Here is a 24,572-nt window from a genome sequence, read left to right on the forward strand (position 1 = left end):
ATCTGTATTAACCGCTTGTGTTATCCCGCTTTTCACTGTTTTGACTCATTTTTTGGATTTTTAGGCTAAGCCCGCACCACGCGAATACCGCAGTAAAAAATAGCCAGAGCCCAATCAATGCCCACGTATTCTCAGTCATAGCTTGCTCTACCCTCCCACATTATTCATCCAACCAGTGTCTACAAAAGATTCGCCATCCCCTAGCCTACCGCCAACTTCGCCGCTTGCTGCCACATAAAGTTTGGCATCGGAGTGATTAGCTCCCACGTAATATCCATCGGCTGAGATCCAGTGTGGGAGATATAATTCACTTCGCCAAAGTTCACAAATCCCATGGTACGCCCGTATTCATCCTTGGTTTGCTCACGTACAAACAAAAACAGGCGCTTCCCTATTTTTTGATGTTGAATGTAATCTTTGCCTCGGCCTTTATCAGGACGCGAGCTGTTTTGCGATTGCCAGTGAAAGCGTGACGCGTTGATCGCATAATCGTGATACATGGTTGTCGGGGAAAATTGCTTTTCATTTTTATCCAAGGTGACAAATAGCAACTCAATGTTTTGATCTTTAAGCGCATAAAGCCCCTCTCGTGCAGGTGGCTGCCGCTCAAAGATGGTAGCGCCAAAGCCAACTAGAATTTGCTCACGCGAATATCGCGCATGAAGCCGCAATGGCACATCAGGCAAATCGTCCATCCGCGACTGCTCGTGCTTGGTTTGTGATAGTTTCCAGTCCACCACATCCACTAATTCTGCTTTGATGCCCAGCCGCCTTAACGCGGAAAAGCTTTGCGCAATGGATGAAAAGCCAAGTGCTGGCCCTGTTTGTTGCCAAACATCATAATGACACATGAGTCGATGCCGTTCGCTACCCGTATCAGATGAAAAATCTGTTTGGCAAAGCTGCTGTAAAAACTGTAGATACGCATGATCATCCGTAGTTAAAATCCGCTGAAAAATCGCCTTTTTGATTGTTTTAAGTGCACTTTCATCAAAAGGAGAATCATTGACCTGTAGATCTGCTTTGAACACCAATTCTGACCAACAGCCTCGCTTATATAGTTCGTTCAAATCAATATGCGGATACAAGGTTAGGAAGTTCGCTAGCGTCAGCGGCAGGTGGGTGTGCTGAGGATATTGCCGAACCATTGCCACTAAGCGCCTTAGCGTTAGCGACGCTTTGCGGATGTTATCCAAGACCATTTCTTGGGTGCGCTTAGTAAGCTCAATACGACAGCCCAAAGGCGCATGGGGGAAGCCTTGTTCAATCTCATGGTTAATCGCTCGAGCGCTCTTGCCCACCAGCGCCCGAAACTTGTTTGCAAAGTCATACTCGGGACGCGAATGACCGACAAAGTCGAGGACGGTGCAGCACTCCTTGTCCTCAGCTAAACGTAAACCGCGGCCTAGCTGCTGAAGGAAAATGGTTAAACTCTCGGTAGGACGTAGAAACAATAAGGTATCTACTTCAGGGATATCGACCCCCTCGTTGAAAATATCAACCACACAAAGCACATTGACCTCACCGGCGCGCAGCGATTGCTGCTTTCGCTGGCGCTCATGCCGATTGTCGCTGGTTAACACATCCGCCTTAAGCCCTTGCAGTGAAAACTGTTGAGCCATGTATTGAGCGTGTTCTTTACTCACACAAAAAGCGAGTGCTTTCATACGGCTAAGATCCGTGATGATCTCGTTCATGCTGAGTAATATCTTATCCACCCGTGCTTGGTTGGAGGTATAGAGGTTAGTCAGCTGTGCAATATCATAGCGGCCACGCTGCCAAGGAATGGTCCGTAGATCGGTATCATCATCAATACCAAAATATTGGAATGGGCAAAGATGACGACGGTTAATCGCCTCTGGCAACCGAATCTCAGCCGCAATAACACCACCAAAATCCGCGAGAATATCGCCGCCATCGTGACGCTCGGGTGTCGCCGTCAGACCCAGTAGTATTGACGGCGAAAAGTGGTGCAAAACCGCTCGATAACTGCTCGCAGCAATATGATGCACTTCATCAATCACAATGTAGTCATAGTAATCGGCCGTCAAGTTGAGCGTATCGAGCTGGTTGTTCAATGTTTGAATCGAGACAAATAGCTGCCGGTAATGATCTGGCGTGAGACCACCGACCCACAGCTCGCCAAAGGTACTGTTACGTAATACGCCTCGATAGGCCGCACGCGCCTGCTTAAGGATTTCTTCACGATGAGCCACAAATAAAAAGTTGGCATCAGGGTGTTTTTTCAAAAAACGGGCGAAATCAAACGCAGAGATCAGTGTCTTACCAGTGCCTGTTGCCGCCACCACTAAGTTGCGAAAACGTTGATGCGTCTGACGCTCAACCGTCAGCTGCTCCAAAATCTCCTTCTGGTGAGGGAAAGGAGAGAGATCGAAGAAAAACGTAGTACCATCTTCTTCGCCACCGCGCTGCTGCCGAAGGGCTTGATTCAGTTTTTCGGTACTTTTTGCATCTCCGTCAAATCGTTCAAATTCATTCGACGCCCAATACGTTTCAAAGGTGCTGTGTGATTTATTGATAATGTGGGGAATTTCTTGCGAGGTAATTTTGAGATTCCACTCCAACCCATTCGTCAGTGCAGAATGAGAGAGGTTTGACGATCCGATATAACCGGTGTGATAGCCGGTCTCGCGTAAAAACAAATAGCTTTTAGCGTGAAGGCGCTCGCGCTCAGTATTGTAGCTTAACTTCACCTCGGTATTGGGTAGACTGGCTAAATACTCCACCGCTTTCGCATCTGTCGCGCCCATGTATGAGGTGGTGATGACCTTTAACTCGCGACCACTGCGAGTAAAGGCTTCCAGCTCTTTACGGAAAATTCTTATCCCCGCCCACTTGATGAATGATACCAACCAATAGATTTTGTCTGCGGATAAAATCTCTCTTTTCAGCTCTGACTCCAATGAAAGACCCGCATTACTGCCACAAAAAAGCTCACTCTGCGTTAAGCCGGTGAGTGGGAAAATATCTTGCACATAGCGCGCTAAATCAGATGCTATCGGGTTTTCAAACTCATAAAGGGCCGTCAGGATTTTTCCCTGACTCGCGAGCAAATTATCGTCGATAATGTCTTTATCGTGGATCTGGGTTTTCAGCCACAGCAAGAATTGGTTGGATAGTGTGATTTGCTGCTCTAGGCGATCATCACTGGCAGGCACGGCGTCGAGTACATGGTGCAAAACATGCGATAAAAAACGAGACAACCAAACTGACGCCTCGTTGCTGGTAAGCGCTCGCTCGCCAACATAGAATCGCTCTCGATCAATACGGCTCTCAATAAGCTGCGTTACCAGCTGCTCATAAATTCCGATCTGCTGCATTTTTCCTTCCACGCTATGAGCCTGCATCACCTTACAAACCACGGGGTGTAGGCGCTATGAAAGGATCACTTTTCTATACTTTTCAAACAATAGCAACAAAGAGTTAAGTCAGACTCTCATCTGGGGTCTACACAAAGTGACTTAATAGGTAACAATGTGTAGACCTAGTGGCGGACATAAAGGCTTTCAACCAATCAAAACTCAACAATATTTTTTGCGAACAACGCTTCACGACGGCTATTGGCTGCTACAAAGCGCTTAAACCGCAATTAAAAGAACGCAGAATAATCGTGCAGCTGATGCAAATAGCGTGATGCCGCATCATCGCCACTGGGGCAAGTCTGATTTGCTTACTCGTACGTTTGCTGGCAGCCATACTCACGCTAGCGATAAATAGCGGTTAACGCGTTCGCAGACAACGCCTCATCGCTGTGTCATGATCCCTGCCTCAAATACTCTCCCCGTGTTCGATGCGGTAGCCAAGATCGATGTGGCTCGGCCAGGTGTCGGCGCCGCGGAGTCGGGCGATAAGCTCGGTGGCGGCGACGCGGCCGATTTCTTCTCGAGGGGTGATCACTGTCGCCAGTTTGGGGAGCATGGCTTGGCTGATGTCGTGGCCATGAAAACCGGCAATCGCAATGTGTTCCGGCACCTTGATCCCGCGTCGTTGGCATTCATATAAAGCGCCAATCGCCAAATCATCGTTGGTGCAAACAATGCCATCCACCTCGGGATGTAATTCAAGGATCTGGCCGAGTAACTTGGCCCCTAAGGTAAATGACGAGGCGTCTTCAGTTTGCAGGCTGATCGGCGTTTGCTGGGTTTGAGCAATCGCTTGATGATAACCATCAAGCTTTAACCGCGTGCGCTCATCCATACGGGCGGCAAAATACGCAATGCATCGGCGCCCTTTTTCAATCAGGGCGTTGGTCATATCGCGCGAGGCTTTGGTGTTGTCAAAGCCGACCGCTTGCTCGAGGCGTGGCGACACGCTGTCCATGATTTCAATCACCGGAATCGAGGCGGTTTGCAGCATTTTACGCGCTCTATCGGTATGGACATTTTCGGACAAAATGATCGCATCGACGTTATACGAGAGCAAAGACTCAATGCTCTGCTCCTCAAGCGCGGCGCTGTAGCTGTAGTGGGCAATCATGGTTTGATAGCCCTCTGGTGAGGTAACGGATTCAATCCCGCGGATCACTTCGGCAAAGACTTGGTTGGTCAGGGAAGGTACCAGTACGCCAATTGCATGGGATTTTGCATTGGAGAGAATATCGGGGGCGCGGTTGGGAATGTAACCCAGCTCCTCTACCGCCAATTGGATTTTTTCACGGGCGGCGTCCGAGACCATCGCCGGATCGCGTAAACAGCGGCTTACTGTCATTTTGGTGACGCCGACTCGATCGGCAATGTCTTGTAATGTCGGTCGCTTTTTCTTATTCGCCATCTGGGTCTTTCATTGATGCAGTCTTGTTTTGGCTCCATCATACCCACTCTTTGGCCCTTTTTGTTGTTACGTGTAACAAAAAGGCGCGCCCATCACAGCGCGCGTTGGCTTATCGTGTTTGTTGTCGCTTTGGTTGCTCACTCCAGGTCAAATGGTACTGGCGTGACCCATCATCATCGACACGTGCATAACCATGGGCGCCAAAATAGTCGCGCTGAGCCTGAAGCAAGTTAGCGGGTAACACCTCGCTATGAAGAGCATCAAAATAGCTCAATGACGCCGCCATCGCGGGAATAGGCACCGCCGCTTGCGCGGCACTGGCAACGGTCGCACGCCAGCCGGGAGCTTGGCGGCTCATCGCCTCGGCAAAGGGCGCGACGAGAAGTAAGTTAGCAACATCTGGCGTCTGTTGATACGCACTAGCAATCTCGCTTAAACATTGTGCGCGGATAATGCACCCTGCGCGCCAGATCTTGGCAATTTGCGCAAAGTCTAGTGTCCAGCCTTGTTGCTGCGCGGTGGTGTTGATCAGATCAAACCCTTGGGCATACACCGATAATTTGGCGCAATACAGGGCGTCGTGGAGGTTTTCAAGCTGTGTATCAATATCATCATACGCAACAGACGCTGGGTTGATGCGAGTTTTCGCAGCCGCCACTCGCACCGCTTTTAAGCCACTTTGGGCGCGTGCAAACACCGCCTGGGCAATGGTCGGGGCTGCGACACCGGTTTGCAGCGCATTCACTGCCGTCCACATGCCTGTCCCCTTTTGGCCGGCTTTATCCAGTACCACCTCGACGAACGGCTTACCTGTGATAGGGTCTGGGGTTTGTAGGATCTCGGCGCTGATTGCCATCAAGTAGCTATTGAGTGGCCCTTGGTTCCAACGAGCAAAACATTGGCCAATTTCCACCGCCGACAGTCCTAATGCTTGCGACATAAAATGATACGCTTCCGCAATTAACTGCATGTCCGCATATTCAATGCCGTTATGTACCATCTTGACATAATGACCCACGCCCGCCCCGCCGAGATAAGCGGCACACGGCTCCCCCTGCTCAAACTGGCCCACAGGCTGACCGGTGTGATCCACTTTTGCCGCAATCGCCAACCACATGGGTTTAACCTGCGCCCACGCTGACGCATCGCCACTGGCCATCAGCGAGGGGCCGGTACGCGCGCCCACTTCCCCACCGGAGATGGCGGTGTTAAAAAAGCGCAACTGCCCTTGGTAGTCGCGGGCGCGCCGCTCACTATCTGTCCACAGGCTGTTGCCGGTATCGATAACAATATCGTCAGGTGCCAGGCCCGCCGCCAACAACTCATCGATCACCCGATCAACAACCTCGCCGGCGGGCACCGACAAGGCGATAACACGCGGCGTTTGCAAACTGGCCAGCAGCTGAGATAGCGAATCGACCACCGTTAGCTGGCCTTTTCCCGACGCCTGATTCAGGGGTAGCGCGGCCTCATGCGCCGCTTGCCGGTGATGCGGATCAATATCAAAGCCTGCGACATTAAAGCCATGATCGACAAGGTTTAAAGCCAGGCTTTTCCCCATCACACCTAATCCAACCAGACTTATCTGTGATGGCATCATGACTCCATCTCCTTTATTTGTTGCAACGCGTGCCCGACCACGGTGTCGACGGGGTAAGAGATATCGACAAACAAGGCCTCTTCAGCGCTGGGCTCGACCAAGGCGTCAAATTGGCTACGCAGCATGGCTTCACCATGAAAATAGTGGTTAGCCCGTTTTTGTAGCCGCGACCAAATCGTAGCGTAGTCACCCTGCAGGTAAACAATCACTAACTCTGGGTTGTTTTGTCGTAGAACGTCGCGGTATTCCGACTTTAATGCTGAGCAGGCAATCACCGCCGCCTCGTTGTCGGTATACAGGCGGTTCAAGGTACGCAACCAGCCACTGCGGTCAGCATCAGTCAGAGGGATCCCTTTCCGCATTTTTTCTACATTGTCAGCGGGATGATAGTCGTCACCGTCATAAAAAGGCAGGTCGAGCGCACGGGCAATTTCACTGCCAATCAGGCTTTTGCCGCACCCTGAAACCCCCATGATTAATAGTTTTTTTACTTTCATTGCACACCACAACCCTTAGCCAGGCCACACGCCAGCGATAACACCTTGAGAACTCGATATTGCTGTTTTAATATCATGATCATTGCCACCACATTGCCAACTCAGGGAAGATAATCACCAATGACAGCACGAACACTTGCAGGGCGATAAAAGGCAGGAGTGAGGTAAAAATCTCACCAAGACTAATGTCTTTCGGGGCGACCGATTTAAGGTAGAAGGCAGCGGGTCCAAATGGTGGCGAAAGGAACGACACCTGCATGTTGAGGCAGAACACCACCCCGAACCAAATGGGGTCAAAACCAAGCCCGGTGATGATGGGCACAAAAATCGGCATGGTTAACAGCGCCACCCCGACCCAATCTAAAAACATCCCCAGCACGAGCAAAATAGCCATCATGATGAGTAAGGTACCTATCGCACTGCCGCCACTTAGGCTCAGGATCACTTGTTCAACAAAATCAATCCCACCCATCAGGTTGTAAATCCCGACCAATGCGCTGGCACCAATGCCAATCCACATGATCATCCCGCAGGTGCGCATGGTGGCAATCGCACTCTCTTTAAGCATCGAGAGGTTCATTTCACCGCGGACAATCGCAGACAGCATAATCCCCACCACGCCAAGCGCCGAGGCTTCGGTGACCGAGGCCACCCCAGTGTAGATACTGCCAAGCACTACAACCACCGAGAAAAGGGGGAAAAACAGCGCTTTAAAGTAGCTCACTTGCGGTGCGTCTTCTTCGCCGCTGTCGCTTGGGAGCGGCGCCAGCGACGGGTTTAACTTACAGCGAATCAACACATAAGCGATGTAACAGGCAGCAAGAATAAAGGCAGGGAGGAAAGATGCCTTGAACAAATCGCCAATCGACACACTGGCGGTCATGCCGTAAATAATCAGTACGATACTGGGCGGCAACATGGTCCCCAGCGCGCCCCCGGCACAGGTAGTCCCGATCGCCAGTTTGCGATCATAACCAAGGCGGAGCATTTGCGGTAACGCCAAAATCCCCAGCAACACCGTCTCACCGCCAATTACGCCAGACATAGAAGCCAGCAGCACCGCGACCAAAATGGTTTGAACTGCCACCCCGCCTCTCACCTTGCGCCCTAGGGACTTCATGGCATCGAAAAGATCTTTGGCGATGCCTGATCGGTCAAGCAGTGCCGCCATTAATACGAACATCGGCACGGCTAAAAAGACGTAACCGGAGGCAAAACTGTAGGTACGACTGGCAATTAACGGCATCGCCTCGGGGCCAAACCAAAAGAGGGTAAAAAAGATCGCCACAAACCCAGAGACAAACGCCAATTGCATTCCAGTGAGTAGTAGCCCAATCAACATCACCAACATGAGGAGACTTCCCCACGCCAGTCCAATCGAAGATAAATCAAACATCATCTTTATTCCTCAGTCCCATCAGCTCTTGGATGAGGTGCAATACAAACTGGATCACGAGAATACACAGCGCGATAAAAATCAGCCCTTTAAGCAGCGCCGGATAGGGAGCATTGAGCACGGACCCTGAGGTCTCAAGCCGCAATTCTCCCCAAGGTGCAAACCAGGCTTCTTTGGCCAACAGGTACGCGGCATAGGCCAGCATGCTGGCAAACGCGAGTCCGACGAGGTGATGAACCAGGTTGAGGTACTTGCGCGTTTGTGACGACACTGCGTCGTAAACCAGGACCACACGCACATGACGATTGGCCGCGAAAGCATAAATGCCACCGATAATGAACAGTGAACCGCCGATAAATGAGGCCGTTTCATGCACCCAGGTGGTAGGCGAATCAAACACGTAGCGCATCACTACTTCATAAAAAGAGATAAAGACGGTGGCGATAAATAACCAACTTAATAGGTGGCTCGCCTTAATGATTGCCTTGTCGAGCACGTTTCTTGGGTGCTCTTCGGGCTCGGGCGGCGTATGAGGCGTTTGTTCAGTCATAAAATAGGTCCACAATCAGGAGGGCAACGCCCTCCTATCACTGACAAGGGGTTAGTACTTACAACAAGCCATTGGTTTCTAAGAACTCGGTGACTGAGTCATACACCTTTTGCGCATTCGGTGAGCGCTCGGCAAACACCTTCCATTGGGTTTTGGCGATTTCACGAAACTTCTTGCGTTCTTCGTCAGACCAATCGTGGATAGTGATCTCTGGGTTGGCTTTGGCCTCTTTCACGGCTGCCATATCTGCCATTTTCAGTTGGGTGGTCATGTCGTAAGAAAAGTCACGAACAGAGGTTTTCAAAATGGTCTGCAAGTCTTCCGGCATCTTGTCCCATTTTTTCTGCGCAATAGAGATATCAATCAGTGGCAATGAGTGGAAGCCTGGCTGCACCGGATGCGAGGCAATATCGTTCATCCCCGCTTTTTGGTTGGTGGAAAACACGGTGTAATCGGCTGCATCAATGACGCCTTTACTCAGACCGGTAAAGACTTCCGAGCCCGGCAAGTTAACCGGTGTGGCGCCGGCGGCGGCAAACACTTGCTGCACCAAGCCTTCTGGGGCACGCAGCTTGAGTCCTTTCAGATCAGCCACGCCATCAATCGGTTTTTTAGAAATAAACGACTCAACGCCTGTGGTCGATGCGCCTACAAACTGCACACCATACGGGGCGTAAAGCTCGGTCATCAGCTCATTCCCGCCACCGTAATTCATGTATTGCAGCAGCTGGGTGGTATCGGACCAGGCACCGACCATATTACCAATCAAGCCAAAGGCCGGATCTTTGCCCGAAAAGTAGCCCGTGGCGGTGACATGGCCGTCCAGGATCCCCATTTTTATCGCCCCAAGGGTCTCGGTGTGTTTCACCACAGAGCCGACAGGCAATAAATCGATATTGATTTGGCCATCAGACATGGTCTCAACACGATCCGCCCAGCGCTGCTGAACCTTAAAGTTGAGATCACCTGAGGGATCAGAGGATTGGATTTTCAGATTAAAATCCGCCGCCATCGCTGACACAGAGAACAAGCCAGAGATAGAGGCAGCGAGCAGGGTTTTCGTTATTGCTTTCATCGTAGTAGGTCCTTGTTTTATTTCCATTTGTTCCGCGTTATTGGAATGCCGATTAACCCGAACACTGGATGTAATTGTTATGTTACCAGCCTTCCTTTCACAAAAGTTACCGGTAACACTAAGCAATGAACAGAGATCAAACTCACAGTTATTGACTAACTTGTCACAAGCGATAACGGGAAGGAGGGAAATGTGAGGCAAGCCACATGATGGGCTCACCGTTTACTTGGCTCTCATCAAATCATTAGACATGAAAGGAGCCCCACCCTGAAATTGGGTAGGGCGACACTTAACCGATAGTTTCAGGCTTTTTTTCGGCCACCGGTTGCTCGGCGCGGCGTTTGTGTTTGCGGTATTTGGGATGGGTGATCGGAATCGCGGAGAGTAGCGTTTGCGTGTACTCGTGCTGCGGCTGATGGTAGACGGTTTCGGTCGGTCCTTCTTCCACCACATGACCAAAGTACATCACCGCCACCTTATCGGAGATATGACGGACCACCGATAAGTCATGGGAGATAAAAATCATCGCCAAGTTCATCTCTTGCTGTAACTTCAGCAGTAAGTTAAGAATCTGTGCCTGCACCGACACATCCAAGGCAGAGACGGATTCGTCACAAATAAGCAGTTTCGGTTTAAGGGCGATCGCCCGCGCAATACCAATCCGCTGACGCTGGCCGCCCGAGAACTCGTGCGGATAGCGGTTGACCGCATCGTGGGGCAAGCTGACTTTATCTAGCAGCTCAAGCACCCATTGGCGGCGTTCTTTCGCACTACCAACACCATGAATGATAAAAGGCTCTTCTAAGATCCCACCAATGGTATGACGCTGGTTTAGCGACTCGAGCGGGTCTTGAAAGACAATCTGCATATCTTTACGCAGTGGACGCATCTGACGTGGCGACAAATGCGTGATGTCTTTACCTTCAAAAAAGATCTTACCTTCGGTGGGCTCAAACAGCTTAAGTATGGTGCGGCCAAGGGTGCTTTTGCCACATCCCGATTCCCCCACCAGCCCGAGCGTTTCACCTTGTGACACCGAGAGCGATACGCCATCGACGGCTTTAATGGTGTAGCCTTGACGAAGCAGGCCTTTGCCCGAGACAAAATACTGCTTCAGACTTTCTACTCTGAGGACTTCCTTGCTCATCTCGTTCTCCTGCAACTACGTGGATGATGGCGCGGCATCAAAGTCTTCCAACGGCCGAATATCAATCATCTGTTTGGGTTGATGAGTACGCCCCGGCATTAATCCCAACAGCCGCTTGGTATACGGATGGGATGGGTGATCAAAGAGTGTGAAAATATCGGCCCGTTCGCGAATTTGCCCGTCATACATCACCGCCACATCGTCACACACCTCGGCGACCACTCCCAAATCATGAGTGATAAAAATCACCGCCATACCGGTTTCTTCTTGCAGCTCGTTAATCAGATCCAAAATTGAGGCCTGCACCGTCACATCTAGGGCAGTGGTTGGCTCATCACAAATCAAGAGGTCAGGCTTGCAGGCCAGTGCCATCGCGATCATTACCCGCTGACGCATCCCGCCGGATAGGTTATGCGGATACTCGTTCAGTCGCTTTTCTGGCATCGGGATTTTCACCTTAGCCAGCATATCGAGCGCACACGCCGCACGTGCTTTTTTGTCGAGCTCTGGGCGGTGTAGCGTCAAGACTTCATTGATTTGCCGGCCAATGGTGTGCACAGGGTTCAGCGCCGTCATCGGGTCTTGAAAGATAATCGAGATCCGATTGCCGCGCATCGCATAGCGCTCTTTGGCGGGCAAGGTCACCAAGTCGGTCCCGCGGTACAAGATTTCACCGCCCGTCACCTGCCCGTAAGGCTTAGGCAGTAAGCCCATGATCGACATCGCTGTAACACTTTTGCCGCTGCCCGACTCGCCCACTAAGCCGAGCGTGCGCCCGGCTTTCACCTCAAAGCTTACCCCGTGAAGTACCTCACGGGGGCCATCGTCAGTGGTAAAATTAACGGTCAAATCCTTAACCGAAAGAATGACATCCTGGGTCATAACCGCCTCTACAGCTTGTATCTGTCATCAATGATGGTCACCGGCTCAAAGGCTTTGTCCTCGTCCATGGCCTCTTCGGTGGCGTCTTTCATTTCTTCATCAATCCAGAAGGTGCCAAAGCCCATCACGCGGCCGCTGGTCACCATCTTCTCGGTGCGCTTGGTCATCGCGTTATCTGGGATTTGCACATAACGCCAAAAACCTTGACGCACATAGGGCACCATGTACCCGGGCACAATCACACTGGCTTCTGAGATCTTAGCGCGGATCTGGTGCGACAGCTGGTATTTCTTCGCCATGTCGAACTCGGTCTTGTACGCCATGATCAGCTTATCCAGCGCCGGGGAGCTATAATTGGTGTGGTTATTGGTTTGCTTTTTATTGGCGTTATCCGAGTGGAAGTACTCCCAATAGGCCGGGATTTCTGAGGTGCCCATATTAAGAAACGCTAGCTGATGCTTTTTCTCCAGCACGTATTTAAACGCCGATGAGCCATCAACCAGGTGAATGGTAAAATCCAACCCCGCTTGCTTCGCTTGCTCTTTCAAATAGGCAATACGCGGCGTGTGATGCTGATACCCATAAGTGATGGCAAAGCTTAAGCGCTCACCTTTGTCATTAACACGAATACCGTCGGGCCCCACTTGGTCAAAGCCGGCTTTTTCGAAATAGCTGATCGCTTTTTCAGGGTCAAACGGTGGTGGCGTCGCACCATCGTTGTCGTACTCACCATGACCATGTCCCATTGCATGCGGCTTGCGTGAGTAATCACCGCGGGTAATGTTTTCAATCATGCCATCAAAGTCGGTGGCATAGATGATGCCTTTGCGCACATTGATGTCATCGAGCAGCGGCATGGCGGTATTCATCCATAAACCACCCGCGCCAACCGGCACCTCGTTGTGGCCCCAGAATTTGGTGATATAGCCTTTTCTATAAGGTTCAGATTGGGTTTTGTCGTGCCACACATCCGGTAATAGCAAGTCGAACACATCCAAGTTGCCTTTTTCAAAGTGCTTCATGGCGATATCGTTATCCCGGATCACACGCAGGCGAATTTTGTCGACGTTATAGCGGTGCTGATAATAGGGGTTGGTGTAGCCCCACCAGTCATCGACATGCTCAAAGGTGACGCTGCGGCCTTTTTGCACCCGCGCTAATTCGTACGGACCCAGGGTGGGCGTCGCTTTGAAGTTATAACGACGCACAAAGTCGTCGGCAATGCCGTCTTGGTTTTCATCTTTACGCGGATTGGCGTAAAAATGCGCGGGACGTGGGACCAAACTACCCAAGGTGTACATCAGATCTTCGTCACTTTTCTCTATCGCGGTCGATATCGCAATGGTGTGTTGGTCAATTTTCTCTACCCCACCAATGGTGTTGGTGTAGTAGTCGTTGTACCAAGGGGCAACAATGTCTTTCGAGCGGTAGAACTGCATCATAAAGACAAAATCATCAGCGGTGACGGGCTCGCCATCCGACCAGGTCGCCTCTGGGTTAAGCTTAAAATAGATGGTTTTATGGTCGTCGCCATAGGCCCACTCGTTGGCCAAATCCGGGATCCATTCCAGCGTGTCAGGGTGGCGCTTTACCAATGAGGGCATTTCATCGAGAAAATAGCTGCGCAGGCCTGAGTTGGAGTCTGGGCCTACCGTGCGCAGCGTCTGGGGAAAGGAGCTTAAGTGTGAGCGCAGAACGCCGCCGCGCTTGGCGTCGGGAGAGCCGATTTTAGGCGCATCCCAGTTGGTTTGCCAATTGAGGTTTTCAGGCAAATCCGCCGCCCAGCCAGTCAGGCTAAACATTGAGATTGAGGTCGCAAGGATCAGTTTTTTCATCGTGATTTCCTTATCGTGATTCAAACATTGCACATTGTGTTTAACGTTAGTCGTAACGGGTGAATTTTTTCGGGTCGAACGCGGCGCGCACCGCTTCACCAATGAAGGTCACCATCACCAATACCACCACCAGTGAGGTCACCACGGACGCAACAATCCATGGCGCGTCCAAATTTGATTTGCCTTGCTGCAACAGCTCGCCCCAACTTGGCGTCGGCGGCATCAGTCCTAGGCCGAGATAATCCAGCGCCGTTAGCGCGGTAATATTGAGTGCGATGGTAAAGGGCGCCAAGGTCACAATCATCACCATGGTATTGGGCAAAATATGACGGAATAAGATCCGGCTGGTCGAGGCACCGAGTGCACGCGCGGCCATCACATAATCACGCGCTGACTCTTTATAGGTCATGGTGCGCATATACCAAGTAATCGCCATCCAGCCAAACAACACGTTAATCCCCACAAACAGAGAAAAAGTGGGCTGGAGAATCGAGACCAAAATCATGATCACGTACAAAAAAGGCACCATCGACCAGATTTCGATAAAGCGTTGGAAGAAAAGGTCAAACTTGCCGCCCCAAAAGCCCATCGCACAGCCGACAGCCGTGCCAATCGCATAGGAAGCGGCCATGGTGAGCAACGCAAAGCCCATGGCGATACGAAAGCCGTACACCAAGCGGGCGAGGATGTCGCGACCAATCTCATCCGTGCCAAGGTAATGCTGATGCTCAGCACTGGGCGCTGTCGGCGGGAAATCACCGCTAAAGTCTTGCTCAAGCGGGTTCCACGGCACTAGGGGCATCACCACATAATTATCGCCACCTTGCGCGGCAAAGGCTTTGGCGAGCTGACGATAGTTGGCCTCACTGGTTCCTACCTGCCCAAAATCGCTCGCCAAGTGCACATCACTCAATACGGGGAAGTAGTAATCGCCGTTGTACTTAACCATTAATGCTTTACTGTTGATCAACAGCTCGGCAAACAGCGACAACACCAGCATGGTGGTCAAGATCATAAACGACCAGTAACCGCGTTTAATTTGCTTAAAGCTGCGGATTTTCTTTTGAGTTAAAGGGCTAAGCGTCAACATATCAAGATCCAAACTTCACGCGAGGGTCAACCATAGCAACACAGATATCAGAGATAATGTTGCCGGCCAGCAGTAAAAGCGCATTGATGGCGACAATGCCCATTACCACCGGATAATCGCGCTCCATAATGGACTCATAGCCAAGCAAGCCAATGCCGTTGATATTAAAAATCACTTCAATCAAAAACGCGCCAGTCATAAAGAACAATAGAGAGTTGCCAAAATGGCTAGCTATCGGAATTAAGCTGTTGCGCAGCGCGTGCTTGCGTACTGCCGAGCGGAACGGTAATCCTTTGGCGATGGCAGTACGGATATAATCGGCAGATAAATTTTCCATCAGGTTGTTTTTCATCGTCATGGTCAAAGTAGCGAAGTCACCAATCAGATAACAAATCAGCGGCAGTACCGCATGCCACATCACATCTTTGGCGCGCTCCCAAAAACTGGTGGCGTCGTAGTAAGCGTCCCCCACAAAGCCCCCCATCGGGAACCATTCGAGGTGATAGCTAAACAAGGTGATCAGCAATACCCCCACCACATAGCCGGGTAAGGCAAACCCAATAAAGATCAGCACAGAGGAAGAGGAGTCAAACACCGAACCGTGTTTGAGGGCTTTGTAATAACCAAGCGGAAGAGAAATAAAATAACTGATAAAGAAGGTCATCCCGCCGTAAAACAGCGAGACGGGCAGACGCTCGGCAATCATATCGGTGACCGGCTCGTAGTAGCGGGTCGACTCGCCCAAGTCCAAGTTGGCCAGTTTGCCGAGCCAATCCACATAGGCCTCGAGTACGGGTTTATCGAGGCCGTAAAATGCCTTGAGTTCAGCAATCTGATCGTCTGATAACGCTGAGCTATCGCCAGCTCGCTGCAAGCTCGAGCCTCCATCGGCCTGTGCCTGCATTTGCGTCATCATCCGCTCGACGGGCCCCCCGGGCACGAGGCGGGTGATACCAAAGATCAAAATGGTAACGCCAAGAAACGTCGGCACCACCAACAATAACCGGCGTAAAAAGTACGACAGCATAGTCCACTACTCCCTGTCCACTGTCTGATATTTTTGCAGACCACTGCGCCTGCCGTTGTGCTCTCTTGGCCATCCTAAGCACTGAAAGCAACACTACGTATTACACACTTACATAAAGTGGTCTATATTTATCTTGAATCTTGGTCACAATCAACGATAACAACCTGTCAGAAGTGATTTTTTTGCTACAAGACGATGAACATCACCCCGTACATTTTACCGCGTTGTGCTAACTTACTTATCACCAAAAGCAATAAATATTTCACTCAATAGTCAAAAAAGTTTGGTTTAAAATGCAATAAAACTGACATTTAATCTATCTATCATATCCAGCAATGTCTTCTCTCATTAATACCCCACCACTATGCCTGCCTTGTTTAAAAGACAGAAACCTCCGACTTAAATGCGCATGTCCATATCCATTCATCAGGCTCATCGCGTAATAGATAGTGACTTGTCCGGCAGTAACCTCAAATAACCAGCATTAATCACTAGCACTCATCGTTGTTTGCGGTTGAGCGCTTTATCACCACCCAGCCGCCAAGATCATGCTGATTCCTTCAAGCACGGAATACCCGCATTTATTAGGGGTTGGTAATTTTTAGCAATCCTCTACAATTGGTTGGGTCATGCCGAGCCTCTCCCTGCTCGGCTTTTTTTCATCCTATTAAGCAAAGAGTGCCTGATGGAGTCTGCTTCTCGCGCCAAACGCCTGTTTTCTACCACCCTGCCCATGCTGTTCGGGGTGCTGTCACTGATGAGTTTTCAGCTCGTTGACAGTGCATTCATTGGTCAGCTGGGTGTACTCCCGCTCGCCGCACAAGGCTTTACCTTGCCGATTCAGATGATCATTATTGGGCTGCAAGTTGGACTCGGGATTGCCACGACCGCTGTTATCTCTCGGGCGCTTGGGGCAGACCAGTGTCGCTATGCCAAACAATTAGGCGGCCTGATTTTATTTATTGGCACCACAGGCGTTGCTTTGTTTGCCGGCTTGCTTTATGCCTTGCGCCATCCGATCTTGATGTTGCTCGATGCACCGGACAATGTCTTTCCGGTGATTGATAGCTATTGGCCAATTTGGTTAGTCAGTGCTTGGGCAGGCGCGGTGCTGTACTTTTTTTATAGCTTGGCACGCGCCAACGGGAACACCATGCTACCCGGCTCCATGATGGTGGTCACCAGCTTATTAAACCTCGCCCTCGACCCGGTGTTTATCTTTTGGCTTGATTGGGGACTCAATGGTGCCGCCGTCGCCACCTTGATTGCGTTTGGCTCTGGCATCGCCATTGTCGCGCCTCGCGTGTTCGGCAAAGGTTGGATCGCTTTTGACTGGCATGACGTAGACATCAAGCAAAGTGTGGGCTCGATTGCCCACATTATGGGGCCAGCGATGATCAGCCAGCTGCTGCCACCCGTGTCATCCATGCTCGCCACCAAATTGCTCGCCAGTTTTGGCTCAGCCGCGGTGGCCGCCTGGGCACTGGGCTCGCGTTTTGAGTTTTTCGCGATTGTCTCGGTGCTGGCGCTAACCATGTCGATGCCCCCCATGGTGGGCCGCTTGCTGGGTAAAGGCGATTTAACCGAAGTAAAGCACTTGGTGAAACTCGCATGCCAATTCATTCTTGGCTCTCAACTTCTGATCGCCGTGGTCACTTGGCTTGCCGCCGCTCCCTTAGCGGACTTGATGACCAGTGATCAACAAGTCACCGATATCTTGCACACCCACCTTACCCTGGTCCCCTTTAGCCTTGGCGCGCTTGGTGTGTGTATGTTGATGGTGTCGATTACCAATGCATTAGGCCGCTCATACACCGCACTGACCATTTCTGCGCTCCGTCTATTTGCTTTTTTCCTGCCCTGCCTCTGGCTGGGGGCACAAATTGGCGAGCTGTTTGGCCTGTTTGCTGGCGCCTTAATCGGTAACCTCCTTGCGGGCGCAGTGGCTTATACCATGTACCGACGTACGCTGGCTAAACTGATGGCGCACCAGCCCCGCTAAACTGAGTCGATACTCACTGCTATCATCGACTGGATTCGCTTAGCAGACCCTCCGCGCCAAGGATGGCGCGGCGGAGCCTCCAGGGATGGATTAACGGCGTGTCTGCGTGCGACTCCAGTCGATGCACATAACTAAAAAAGCCCGCTAATAACAGGCGGGCTCAAAAGGTAAATACAGTTAACGCGCGGGGTTAATAACCCAGTTGCGTTAAGGTCGCTTCAATGTCCTTGCCGTCACTGTCGGTTAAGGCGGTGACTGCCACGTTAGGACGGTTGGTAAAGAAACCATCCACGCCGCGCTCACGGTAACGGATCAAATCTTCGCGATCGTCCAAGGTATACATGTGCATCAGCAAGCCTTTTTCATGGCTCATATCCACCATCCAAGACTTCGCCAAGTCCATATAGCTAAACTGGCTTGACCAAGCATCATCAAAGTTGGCTTGGGTGCCCGATGGCCCCACACCGATGGCACCGTGCTCCCTGGCATAATCCAACCATTCTGCGTAGCCCGCTTTCGAGGCCACTTCTTGACGCGCGTAGTACTGGGCGTAAGACTCATCATCCGCTTTCGGCGCGCTGTCTTTGGTCGGAATGTAGCCATCGCCTGCCCATAGCAGCAAGATTTTTGGCACATTCGGCATCACATCTTGCAGTGCTTCAAGGCTCGATTTATTAAAGGTCTGCAGGATCACTTTGCCTTTGGCGTCCTCATCCAACCAACCATGCTCGGTCAAGTCTTGCTTCAAATCCTTCTCAATCCCCGGGAAGAACTCAGGCACCTTGGTTTCAATATAAAGCCCTGGCTGGTGCGCACAGTCTTCAGCAATTTCACGTACCTGATCCAGCGTCACTAGCTTCAAACCGCGGAAGCTTTCACGCGCACGCTCTGGGTACGCTTGGTTATACCAGCTGCCTGCATCCAGTTTTTCCAGCTCTGTCCAGGTAAAGGTGTTGACCGGATCGTCAGCACGCTCAGGATAGACCGTCTCAATATTGGTGTTGCGCTTAAGGTTGTCGTCATGCACGGCGATCAGTTTGCCGTCTTGAGTACGTTGCAAATCAAGCTCGAGATAATCTGCACCCACTTCACAGGCAAGCTGATAAGCCGGCAAGGTAGATTCTGGTGCATTGTAGGAATCACCACGGTGGGCAATCACGGCGTGATCGGCAATGCCAAGCTGTTCACTTAACGCACTGTCACTGGCTTGGGCAAAAGAAGAGAAAGATAGGGCACTGGCCACGCTCAGGGCAGTAACAGTTACGCTCAGGGTCGCGTTCGATGATGTGTTCAACGGATACTCCTTAATGTCGTTGAAATTGGCGAGATAATTGAATGCTTGTTCAATTATCGAGACAGCATAGCAAAAGCCTGATTTAAAGAGAAAACAAACTAAAAACGCCCACAAGCATGTGGGCGTCAATCTCGCTACGAGGCCAACGGCCAGAGTGACTCAACCGCCTGTAAAGGCCGATGATCAGGGTTAGATAAATAGTGGGGACGCGGTGGCAAACCGCTATATGGCTTCCCTGTTTTATTCTCCACACTGTTATAAACAAACATTAAAATTGAGCGTGGATCGTTGGCAATATTATCCGGTGAACCATGCATTAAGTTGCAATCATGGAACACCAATGTACCGGCTTGTCCCGTTACAGAGGCAATGCCATTGTCTTCTAACAATGCCTCCATGGTCTCCGGCTTGGGCACACCCAGCCTTTGCTTTTTCAGTGATTGCTGATAATTCTTCTCGCGGGTGTTGCCTTCACAAGACGCATAGTGATGGTGCGAGCCTGGGATCACATACAAGGGTCCATTGTGCTCGGTGTTATCGGTGAGCATCAGCCAAACGGTAACTGCTCGCATCCGTGGCATTCCATCCTCAACGTGCCAAGTCTCGAAGTCAGAATGCCAAGGAAACGACTGACCTTTAAACGCAGGCTTAATATTGATGCGCGACTGCATCAAATACGCGTCCGAGCCCAAAATTTGCCGGACTTTATTCAAAATGCGGGGATCACGAGAGAAACGATCAATGAGGTCACTATAAGCAAACGGCTTAAAGATCGTGCGCAACTCGTCGCTATCCGACTCGGTATAAAGCTCTTCACAGCCGGCCATATCATCGCGTAAACGGGTTATTTCGCGTTTAAGCGGTGCCACCATTTCCGGCAGGTAATTGTCCATCACCAGAAAGCCGTGACGCTCAAAGTGATCTAACGCGTCCAGGCTCAAACTATGCGGGATGTTTGGTTGAGCGTTGCCGTAAACAACAGGATCCAAGCGGGGAGATAAGGTTTCTTGTCCATTGACGCGTGAGGGATACAAATCAGGTGTACCTTCCATTATTGACACCTCCTTCATGTCGTTCGTTTTTTGGTGATATCTTCTCGCTGTTTGAGGCCCTAAAGGGGCGTGAATTGAACACAACACAGGTGTGGGAGGCTAATCAAAAATCACCCCCCAACGCGTGCTATGCATCTTCTTGGATAACTGCGAGCTACCCTACCAGCTCAACATCGAACAGTGAACCTTTGTAAAATAGAGGAAATTTTTCTTACGCGGATAAGGGTCATGCACTTTCCCCTTAATCTCGTTCAAATTCCGGCCGGTTCATGCTAACCTGCACGCCTCCCACGGGAGACAAACATCTATTCGTCGTTCGACGCCTGTACGTGTACGCTATACTGCGGATGGGCATCAGCCAGTGAAAGTGATCAATCCATGAGCCAAGGTACGCTTTATATTGTTTCCGCCCCCAGTGGTGCGGGCAAATCCAGTCTGATTTCAGCGTTGCTGAATGATAACCCTCGCTATGACATGAAAGTGTCTGTGTCTCACACGACGCGCGCCATGCGTCCGGGTGAAGAAGATGGCGTGCATTATCATTTTGTCTCGGTAGAAGAATTTCAGTCACTGATTTCACAAGAAGCGTTTTTAGAGCACGCACAAGTGTTTGGCAATTACTACGGCACCTCGCGCGTCTGGATTGAAAAAATGCTCAATAATGGCGTCGATATTTTTCTCGATATCGATTGGCAAGGCGCTGAGCAAATTCGCCAGCAAATGCCAAACAGCAAGAGTATTTTTATTTTGCCGCCGAGCCGAGAAGAGCTTGAGCGTCGTCTCACCACTCGTGGCCAAGACAGTGATGAGGTCATAGCCAAACGCATGCAAGAAGCACGTTCGGAGATTTCTCACTATGCTGATTATGATTACCTGATTATTAATGATGACTTTGACGTCGCATTAATGGATATTAAAGCCATTATCCGTGCCGAGCGGATGGGTCAAGCCAAACAAGCCAGCAAATATCATGCAATGATCGACGAACTGCTGGCCGATTAACCACCACATTAAGACGTGGCCGGATTGCAACAGCCAAGGCTGGCAATAGGTCGCGGCCTTTTGTATACTTTTCGGTCATTTTTAATGACCTGTTTATTACATAGCTGGAGTCCTTCATGGCACGCGTAACTGTTCAAGACGCCGTTGAAAAAATTGGTAACCGTTTCGATCTCGTTCTGGTTGCGGCTCGCCGCGCCCGCCAACTACAAACAGGTGGCAAAGACGCTTTGGTCGCAGAAGAAAACGATAAGTACACAGTGATCTCTTTGCGTGAAGTTGAAGAAGGACTGATCAACAAAGAAGTGCTCGACGCCCGTGAGCGCAAAGAAAAACAAGAGCAAGAAGCCGCCGAAATGGCCGCGGTGAGCACCATTTCTGGTCAACGTTAAACGCGTCATTTATCAGGGACAGGCCGTTTGTACCTATTTGATAGCCTGAAAGAAGTCGCTAGTCGGTATTTGCCGGAGTCACAGCTTGAAGCACTCCGGCAAGCTTACTTGGTGGCTCGGGATGCCCACGACGGGCAAACACGCTCGACCGGCGAGCCTTACATCATTCATCCCATTGCGGTGGCACGGATCCTAGCCGAAATGCGCTTGGACTGTGAAACCCTGATGGCAGCCTTGTTGCATGACGTGATTGAAGACACGGAAGTGACCAAGGATGATCTGCAGCAACGCTTCGGTGATGTGGTGGCCGAGCTGGTCGACGGGGTATCCAAGCTTGATAAGCTCAAATTCCGCGATCGTAAAGAAGCCCAAGCGGAGAACTTCCGTAAAATGGTCATGGCGATGGCCCATGACATCCGCGTTATTCTGATCAAGCTCAGTGATCGGACCCATAATATGCGAACACTGGGTGCATTACGCCCAGATAAAAAGCGCCGCATTGCGCGTGAAACGCTAGAAATATTCGCCCCTCTCGCCCACCGCTTGGGTATTCATAATATTAAAGTCGAGCTCGAGGAGCTGGGCTTTGAAGCCCTCTACCCAAATCGCTACCGCGTCCTTAAAAAAGTCATCGCGCAAGCACGGGGTAACCGCAAAGAGATGATCCAAAAAATCCATGCGGAAATTGAAGGTCGTTTGGAAGATGCCGGGATTAACGCGCGTGTGCTGGGGCGAGAAAAAAACCTGTATTCCATCTATAACAAGATGAGAAACAAGGAACAACGCTTCCATACCATTATGGACTTGTATGCGTTTCGCGTCATTGTGGGTGATCTCGACACTTGTTATCGCGTTCTTGGGCAAATGCATAATCTGTATAAGCCCCGACCTAGTCGCGTCAAAGACTATATTGCCGTCCCCAAAGCCAACGGCTATCAATCATTGCATACCTCTATGATTGGCCCCCATGGCGTGCCCGTTGAAGTGCAAATTCGTACCGAAGACATGGATCAGATGGCGGATAAAGGGGTGGCCGCACACTGGGCGTATAAAAACGGTTCCGATCGTCCATCAGGTACCACGGCACAAAAACGTGCTCAACGCTGGATGCAAAATATTATCGAGCTGCAGCAAAGTGCAGGGAGCTCGTTTGAGTTTATCGAAAGTGTTAAGTCCGATCTGTTCCCCGACGAATTATACGTGTTCACGCCCAAAGGGCGGATTGTCGAGCTGCCTGTTGATGCCACCGCGGTCGATTTTGCCTATGCTGTCCACACCGATGTCGGCAACACCTGTGTCGGTGCGCGGGTTAATCGCCAGCCATACCCACTGAGCCAACCACTGAAAAATGGTCAAACGATCGAGATCATTACCGCGCCGGGCGCACGCCCTAATGCGGCATGGCTCAACTATGTGGTGACCGCTCGGGCTCGGACAAAAATCCGCCAAGTGCTAAAAACCATGCGTCGTGAAGAGTCGGTGACCTTAGGTCGTCGCCTACTCAACCATGCACTTGGAGATAAAAACCTACCAGATATCGACGCTGAACGCCTTGGTGCTGTGCTAGGTGATCTCAAGCTCAAAACCAGCGATGACCTATTAGCGTCCATCGGCTTAGGTGAGTTAATGAGTGTGGTAATTGCTCGACGCTTACTCGATAAAGACCCAGCCGCACCGACAGAAGGTAAAATGGCCATTCGTGGTGCCGATGGCATCTTGGTCACCTATGCCAACTGCTGTCGCCCCATTCCCGGTGATCCGATTATTGCCCATGTCAGTCCCGGTAAGGGCTTGGTCATTCACCGTGAAACCTGTGCCAATATTCGTGGTCATCGCCAAGAGCCGGACAAATATATGCCGGTAGAATGGGCGGATGATTTTGAACAAGAGTTCAGCACACGAGTGCGGGTGGATATGCAGAATCATCAAGGCGCATTGGCGGATTTAACCAATACCATTGCATCAACCGGCTCCAATATCCAAGGGCTAACCACCGAAGAGCGTGATGGCCGCTTGTACACCATCTTTGTGCGATTAACGACAAAAGATAGAGTGCACCTAGCCAACATTATGCGCCGACTTCGTGTGATGCCAAATGTGGTGAAGGTCAGCCGTCAGAAAAACTGATCCTAACGATACATTGTTTTATGTCGCCCGCCTTTTGGCGGGCGCATCTGTCTTTCGTCTTGTCATTTACGGAATTACATCATGACACCTGAACGCTTTGAACGCATTCACCAGGTGCTGACAAAGCGCCAACCTGATCTCACCGTGTGTATGGAGCAAGTTCACAAGCCCAACAACATTTCAGCCATCATTCGCACCGCCGATGCCGTTGGCATCCATCGCCTGCATGCCGTGTGGCCCGAAGACACCAAAATGCGTACCCTCGGCGGCACCTCTGCTGGTTCACGCAATTGGATTGATGTGGTCACCCATGACACCACGGCAGAGGCTTTCGACGCCATGCAAGCACAAGGGATGCAAGTGTTGGTGACCAACCTCTCAGAGACCGCGGTCGATTTTCGCGAGATTGATTACACCCGCCCTACGGCCATTGTTTTAGGTCAAGAAAAACAAGGCATTAGTCGCGAAGCGCTGGATAAAGCAGACCAAGATATCCTCATTCCAATGGTGGGTATGGTACAGTCGCTAAATGTATCAGTGGCCAGTGCGTTGATTTTGTATGAAGCCCAGCGCCAACGCCAAGCGGCGGGCATGTATCAGCAAGATAAGACCCGCTTGCCCGACGATGAGGTACATCAAATATTATTTGAACGCGGACACCCAGTTCTCGCCCGCGTAGCAAAACAAAAAGGCCTGCCTTATCCGCCACTGGATAAAAACGGACAAATTATCGCTGATGAAGCGTGGTGGGCAAACATGCAGGCCGCCAAACACACTCGTCGATAAAGCGAACGAGCTGAAACGGACGGATAAATA

Annotated in this window: 19 protein-coding genes; 5 read left to right on the forward strand and 14 right to left on the reverse strand. The window is 50.9% G+C overall.

Going from position 1 to position 24,572, the window contains the following annotated elements:
- Window positions 1–200: 200 nt before the first annotated feature.
- The 12 genes from BUQ98_RS10300 to BUQ98_RS10355 form a co-directional block, all read right to left on the reverse strand.
- On the reverse strand, window positions 201–3,341 hold the full coding sequence (locus BUQ98_RS10300) for a DEAD/DEAH box helicase (RefSeq protein WP_074213769.1): 3,141 nt from the start codon (window positions 3,339–3,341) through the stop codon (window positions 201–203).
- 448 nt (window positions 3,342–3,789) lie between these two features.
- On the reverse strand, window positions 3,790–4,791 hold the full coding sequence (gene gntR / locus BUQ98_RS10305) for a gluconate operon transcriptional repressor GntR (RefSeq protein WP_074213770.1): 1,002 nt from the start codon (window positions 4,789–4,791) through the stop codon (window positions 3,790–3,792).
- A 109-nt stretch (window positions 4,792–4,900) separates the two neighbouring features.
- Window positions 4,901–6,391 (reverse strand): NADP-dependent phosphogluconate dehydrogenase, encoded by a 1,491-nt coding sequence (gene gndA / locus BUQ98_RS10310; RefSeq protein ID WP_074213771.1) that lies wholly within the window; start codon window positions 6,389–6,391, stop codon window positions 4,901–4,903.
- Complete coding sequence (locus BUQ98_RS10315) at window positions 6,388–6,888, reverse strand: gluconokinase (RefSeq protein WP_074213772.1); 501 nt, start codon at window positions 6,886–6,888, stop codon at window positions 6,388–6,390. Before BUQ98_RS10315 ends, gndA begins: the two co-directional genes overlap by 4 nt.
- A gap of 79 nt (window positions 6,889–6,967) precedes the next feature.
- Window positions 6,968–8,284, reverse strand: a complete 1,317-nt coding sequence (locus BUQ98_RS10320) for a TRAP transporter large permease (RefSeq protein WP_074214202.1) — start codon at window positions 8,282–8,284, stop codon at window positions 6,968–6,970.
- Window positions 8,277–8,834 (reverse strand): TRAP transporter small permease subunit, encoded by a 558-nt coding sequence (locus BUQ98_RS10325; protein ID WP_074213773.1) that lies wholly within the window; start codon window positions 8,832–8,834, stop codon window positions 8,277–8,279. Before BUQ98_RS10325 ends, BUQ98_RS10320 begins: the two co-directional genes overlap by 8 nt.
- Window positions 8,835–8,892: 58 nt before the next feature.
- A complete protein-coding gene (locus tag BUQ98_RS10330) occupies window positions 8,893–9,909 on the reverse strand; it encodes a TRAP transporter substrate-binding protein (RefSeq protein WP_074213774.1) in 1,017 nt (338 codons plus the stop codon).
- Between the two features lie 289 nt (window positions 9,910–10,198).
- On the reverse strand, window positions 10,199–11,056 hold the full coding sequence (locus tag BUQ98_RS10335; RefSeq protein WP_074213775.1) for an ABC transporter ATP-binding protein: 858 nt from the start codon (window positions 11,054–11,056) through the stop codon (window positions 10,199–10,201).
- Window positions 11,057–11,071: 15 nt separating this feature from the next.
- Window positions 11,072–11,938 carry an ABC transporter ATP-binding protein gene (locus tag BUQ98_RS10340; RefSeq protein ID WP_074213776.1) on the reverse strand — a complete coding sequence of 289 codons (867 nt, stop codon included), beginning with the start codon at window positions 11,936–11,938 and terminating at the stop codon, window positions 11,072–11,074.
- 8 nt (window positions 11,939–11,946) lie between these two features.
- A complete protein-coding gene (locus BUQ98_RS10345) occupies window positions 11,947–13,773 on the reverse strand; it encodes an extracellular solute-binding protein (RefSeq protein ID WP_074213777.1) in 1,827 nt (608 codons plus the stop codon).
- Window positions 13,774–13,819: 46 nt separating this feature from the next.
- Complete coding sequence (locus tag BUQ98_RS10350) at window positions 13,820–14,863, reverse strand: ABC transporter permease (protein WP_074213778.1); 1,044 nt, start codon at window positions 14,861–14,863, stop codon at window positions 13,820–13,822.
- A 1-nt stretch (window position 14,864) separates the two neighbouring features.
- Window positions 14,865–15,890, reverse strand: coding sequence for an ABC transporter permease (locus BUQ98_RS10355; RefSeq protein WP_074213779.1), 1,026 nt, complete (start codon window positions 15,888–15,890; stop codon window positions 14,865–14,867).
- 685 nt (window positions 15,891–16,575) lie between these two features.
- Here BUQ98_RS10355 and BUQ98_RS10360 point away from each other — a divergent pair.
- Entirely contained in the window at window positions 16,576–17,892 is a 1,317-nt protein-coding gene (locus tag BUQ98_RS10360; protein WP_074213780.1) for an MATE family efflux transporter, read from the forward strand.
- Window positions 17,893–18,082: 190 nt separating this feature from the next.
- Here BUQ98_RS10360 and BUQ98_RS10365 read toward each other — a convergent pair whose 3' ends face one another.
- Window positions 18,083–19,186 carry a glycerophosphodiester phosphodiesterase gene (locus BUQ98_RS10365; protein ID WP_254813922.1) on the reverse strand — a complete coding sequence of 368 codons (1,104 nt, stop codon included), beginning with the start codon at window positions 19,184–19,186 and terminating at the stop codon, window positions 18,083–18,085.
- Window positions 19,187–19,320: 134 nt separating this feature from the next.
- Window positions 19,321–20,238, reverse strand: coding sequence for a phytanoyl-CoA dioxygenase family protein (locus tag BUQ98_RS10370; RefSeq protein WP_074213781.1), 918 nt, complete (start codon window positions 20,236–20,238; stop codon window positions 19,321–19,323).
- Between the two features lie 378 nt (window positions 20,239–20,616).
- On the opposite strand from BUQ98_RS10370, the gene gmk reads away from it, so the two are divergent.
- The 4 genes from gmk (at window position 20,617) to trmH (ending at window position 24,542) form a co-directional block, all read left to right on the forward strand.
- Complete coding sequence (gene gmk, locus BUQ98_RS10375) at window positions 20,617–21,240, forward strand: guanylate kinase (RefSeq protein WP_074213782.1); 624 nt, start codon at window positions 20,617–20,619, stop codon at window positions 21,238–21,240.
- Between the two features lie 116 nt (window positions 21,241–21,356).
- A complete protein-coding gene (gene rpoZ / locus BUQ98_RS10380) occupies window positions 21,357–21,629 on the forward strand; it encodes a DNA-directed RNA polymerase subunit omega (protein WP_074213783.1) in 273 nt (90 codons plus the stop codon).
- 27 nt (window positions 21,630–21,656) lie between these two features.
- Window positions 21,657–23,756 (forward strand): bifunctional GTP diphosphokinase/guanosine-3',5'-bis pyrophosphate 3'-pyrophosphohydrolase, encoded by a 2,100-nt coding sequence (gene spoT / locus BUQ98_RS10385; RefSeq protein WP_074213784.1) that lies wholly within the window; start codon window positions 21,657–21,659, stop codon window positions 23,754–23,756.
- A gap of 81 nt (window positions 23,757–23,837) precedes the next feature.
- Window positions 23,838–24,542 carry a tRNA (guanosine(18)-2'-O)-methyltransferase TrmH gene (trmH, locus tag BUQ98_RS10390; RefSeq protein ID WP_074213785.1) on the forward strand — a complete coding sequence of 235 codons (705 nt, stop codon included), beginning with the start codon at window positions 23,838–23,840 and terminating at the stop codon, window positions 24,540–24,542.
- The last annotated feature ends 30 nt before the right edge of the window (window positions 24,543–24,572 follow it).

This window comes from Salinivibrio sp. ES.052, assembly GCF_900141775.1.
In the GTDB taxonomy this organism is placed as follows: domain Bacteria; phylum Pseudomonadota; class Gammaproteobacteria; order Enterobacterales; family Vibrionaceae; genus Salinivibrio.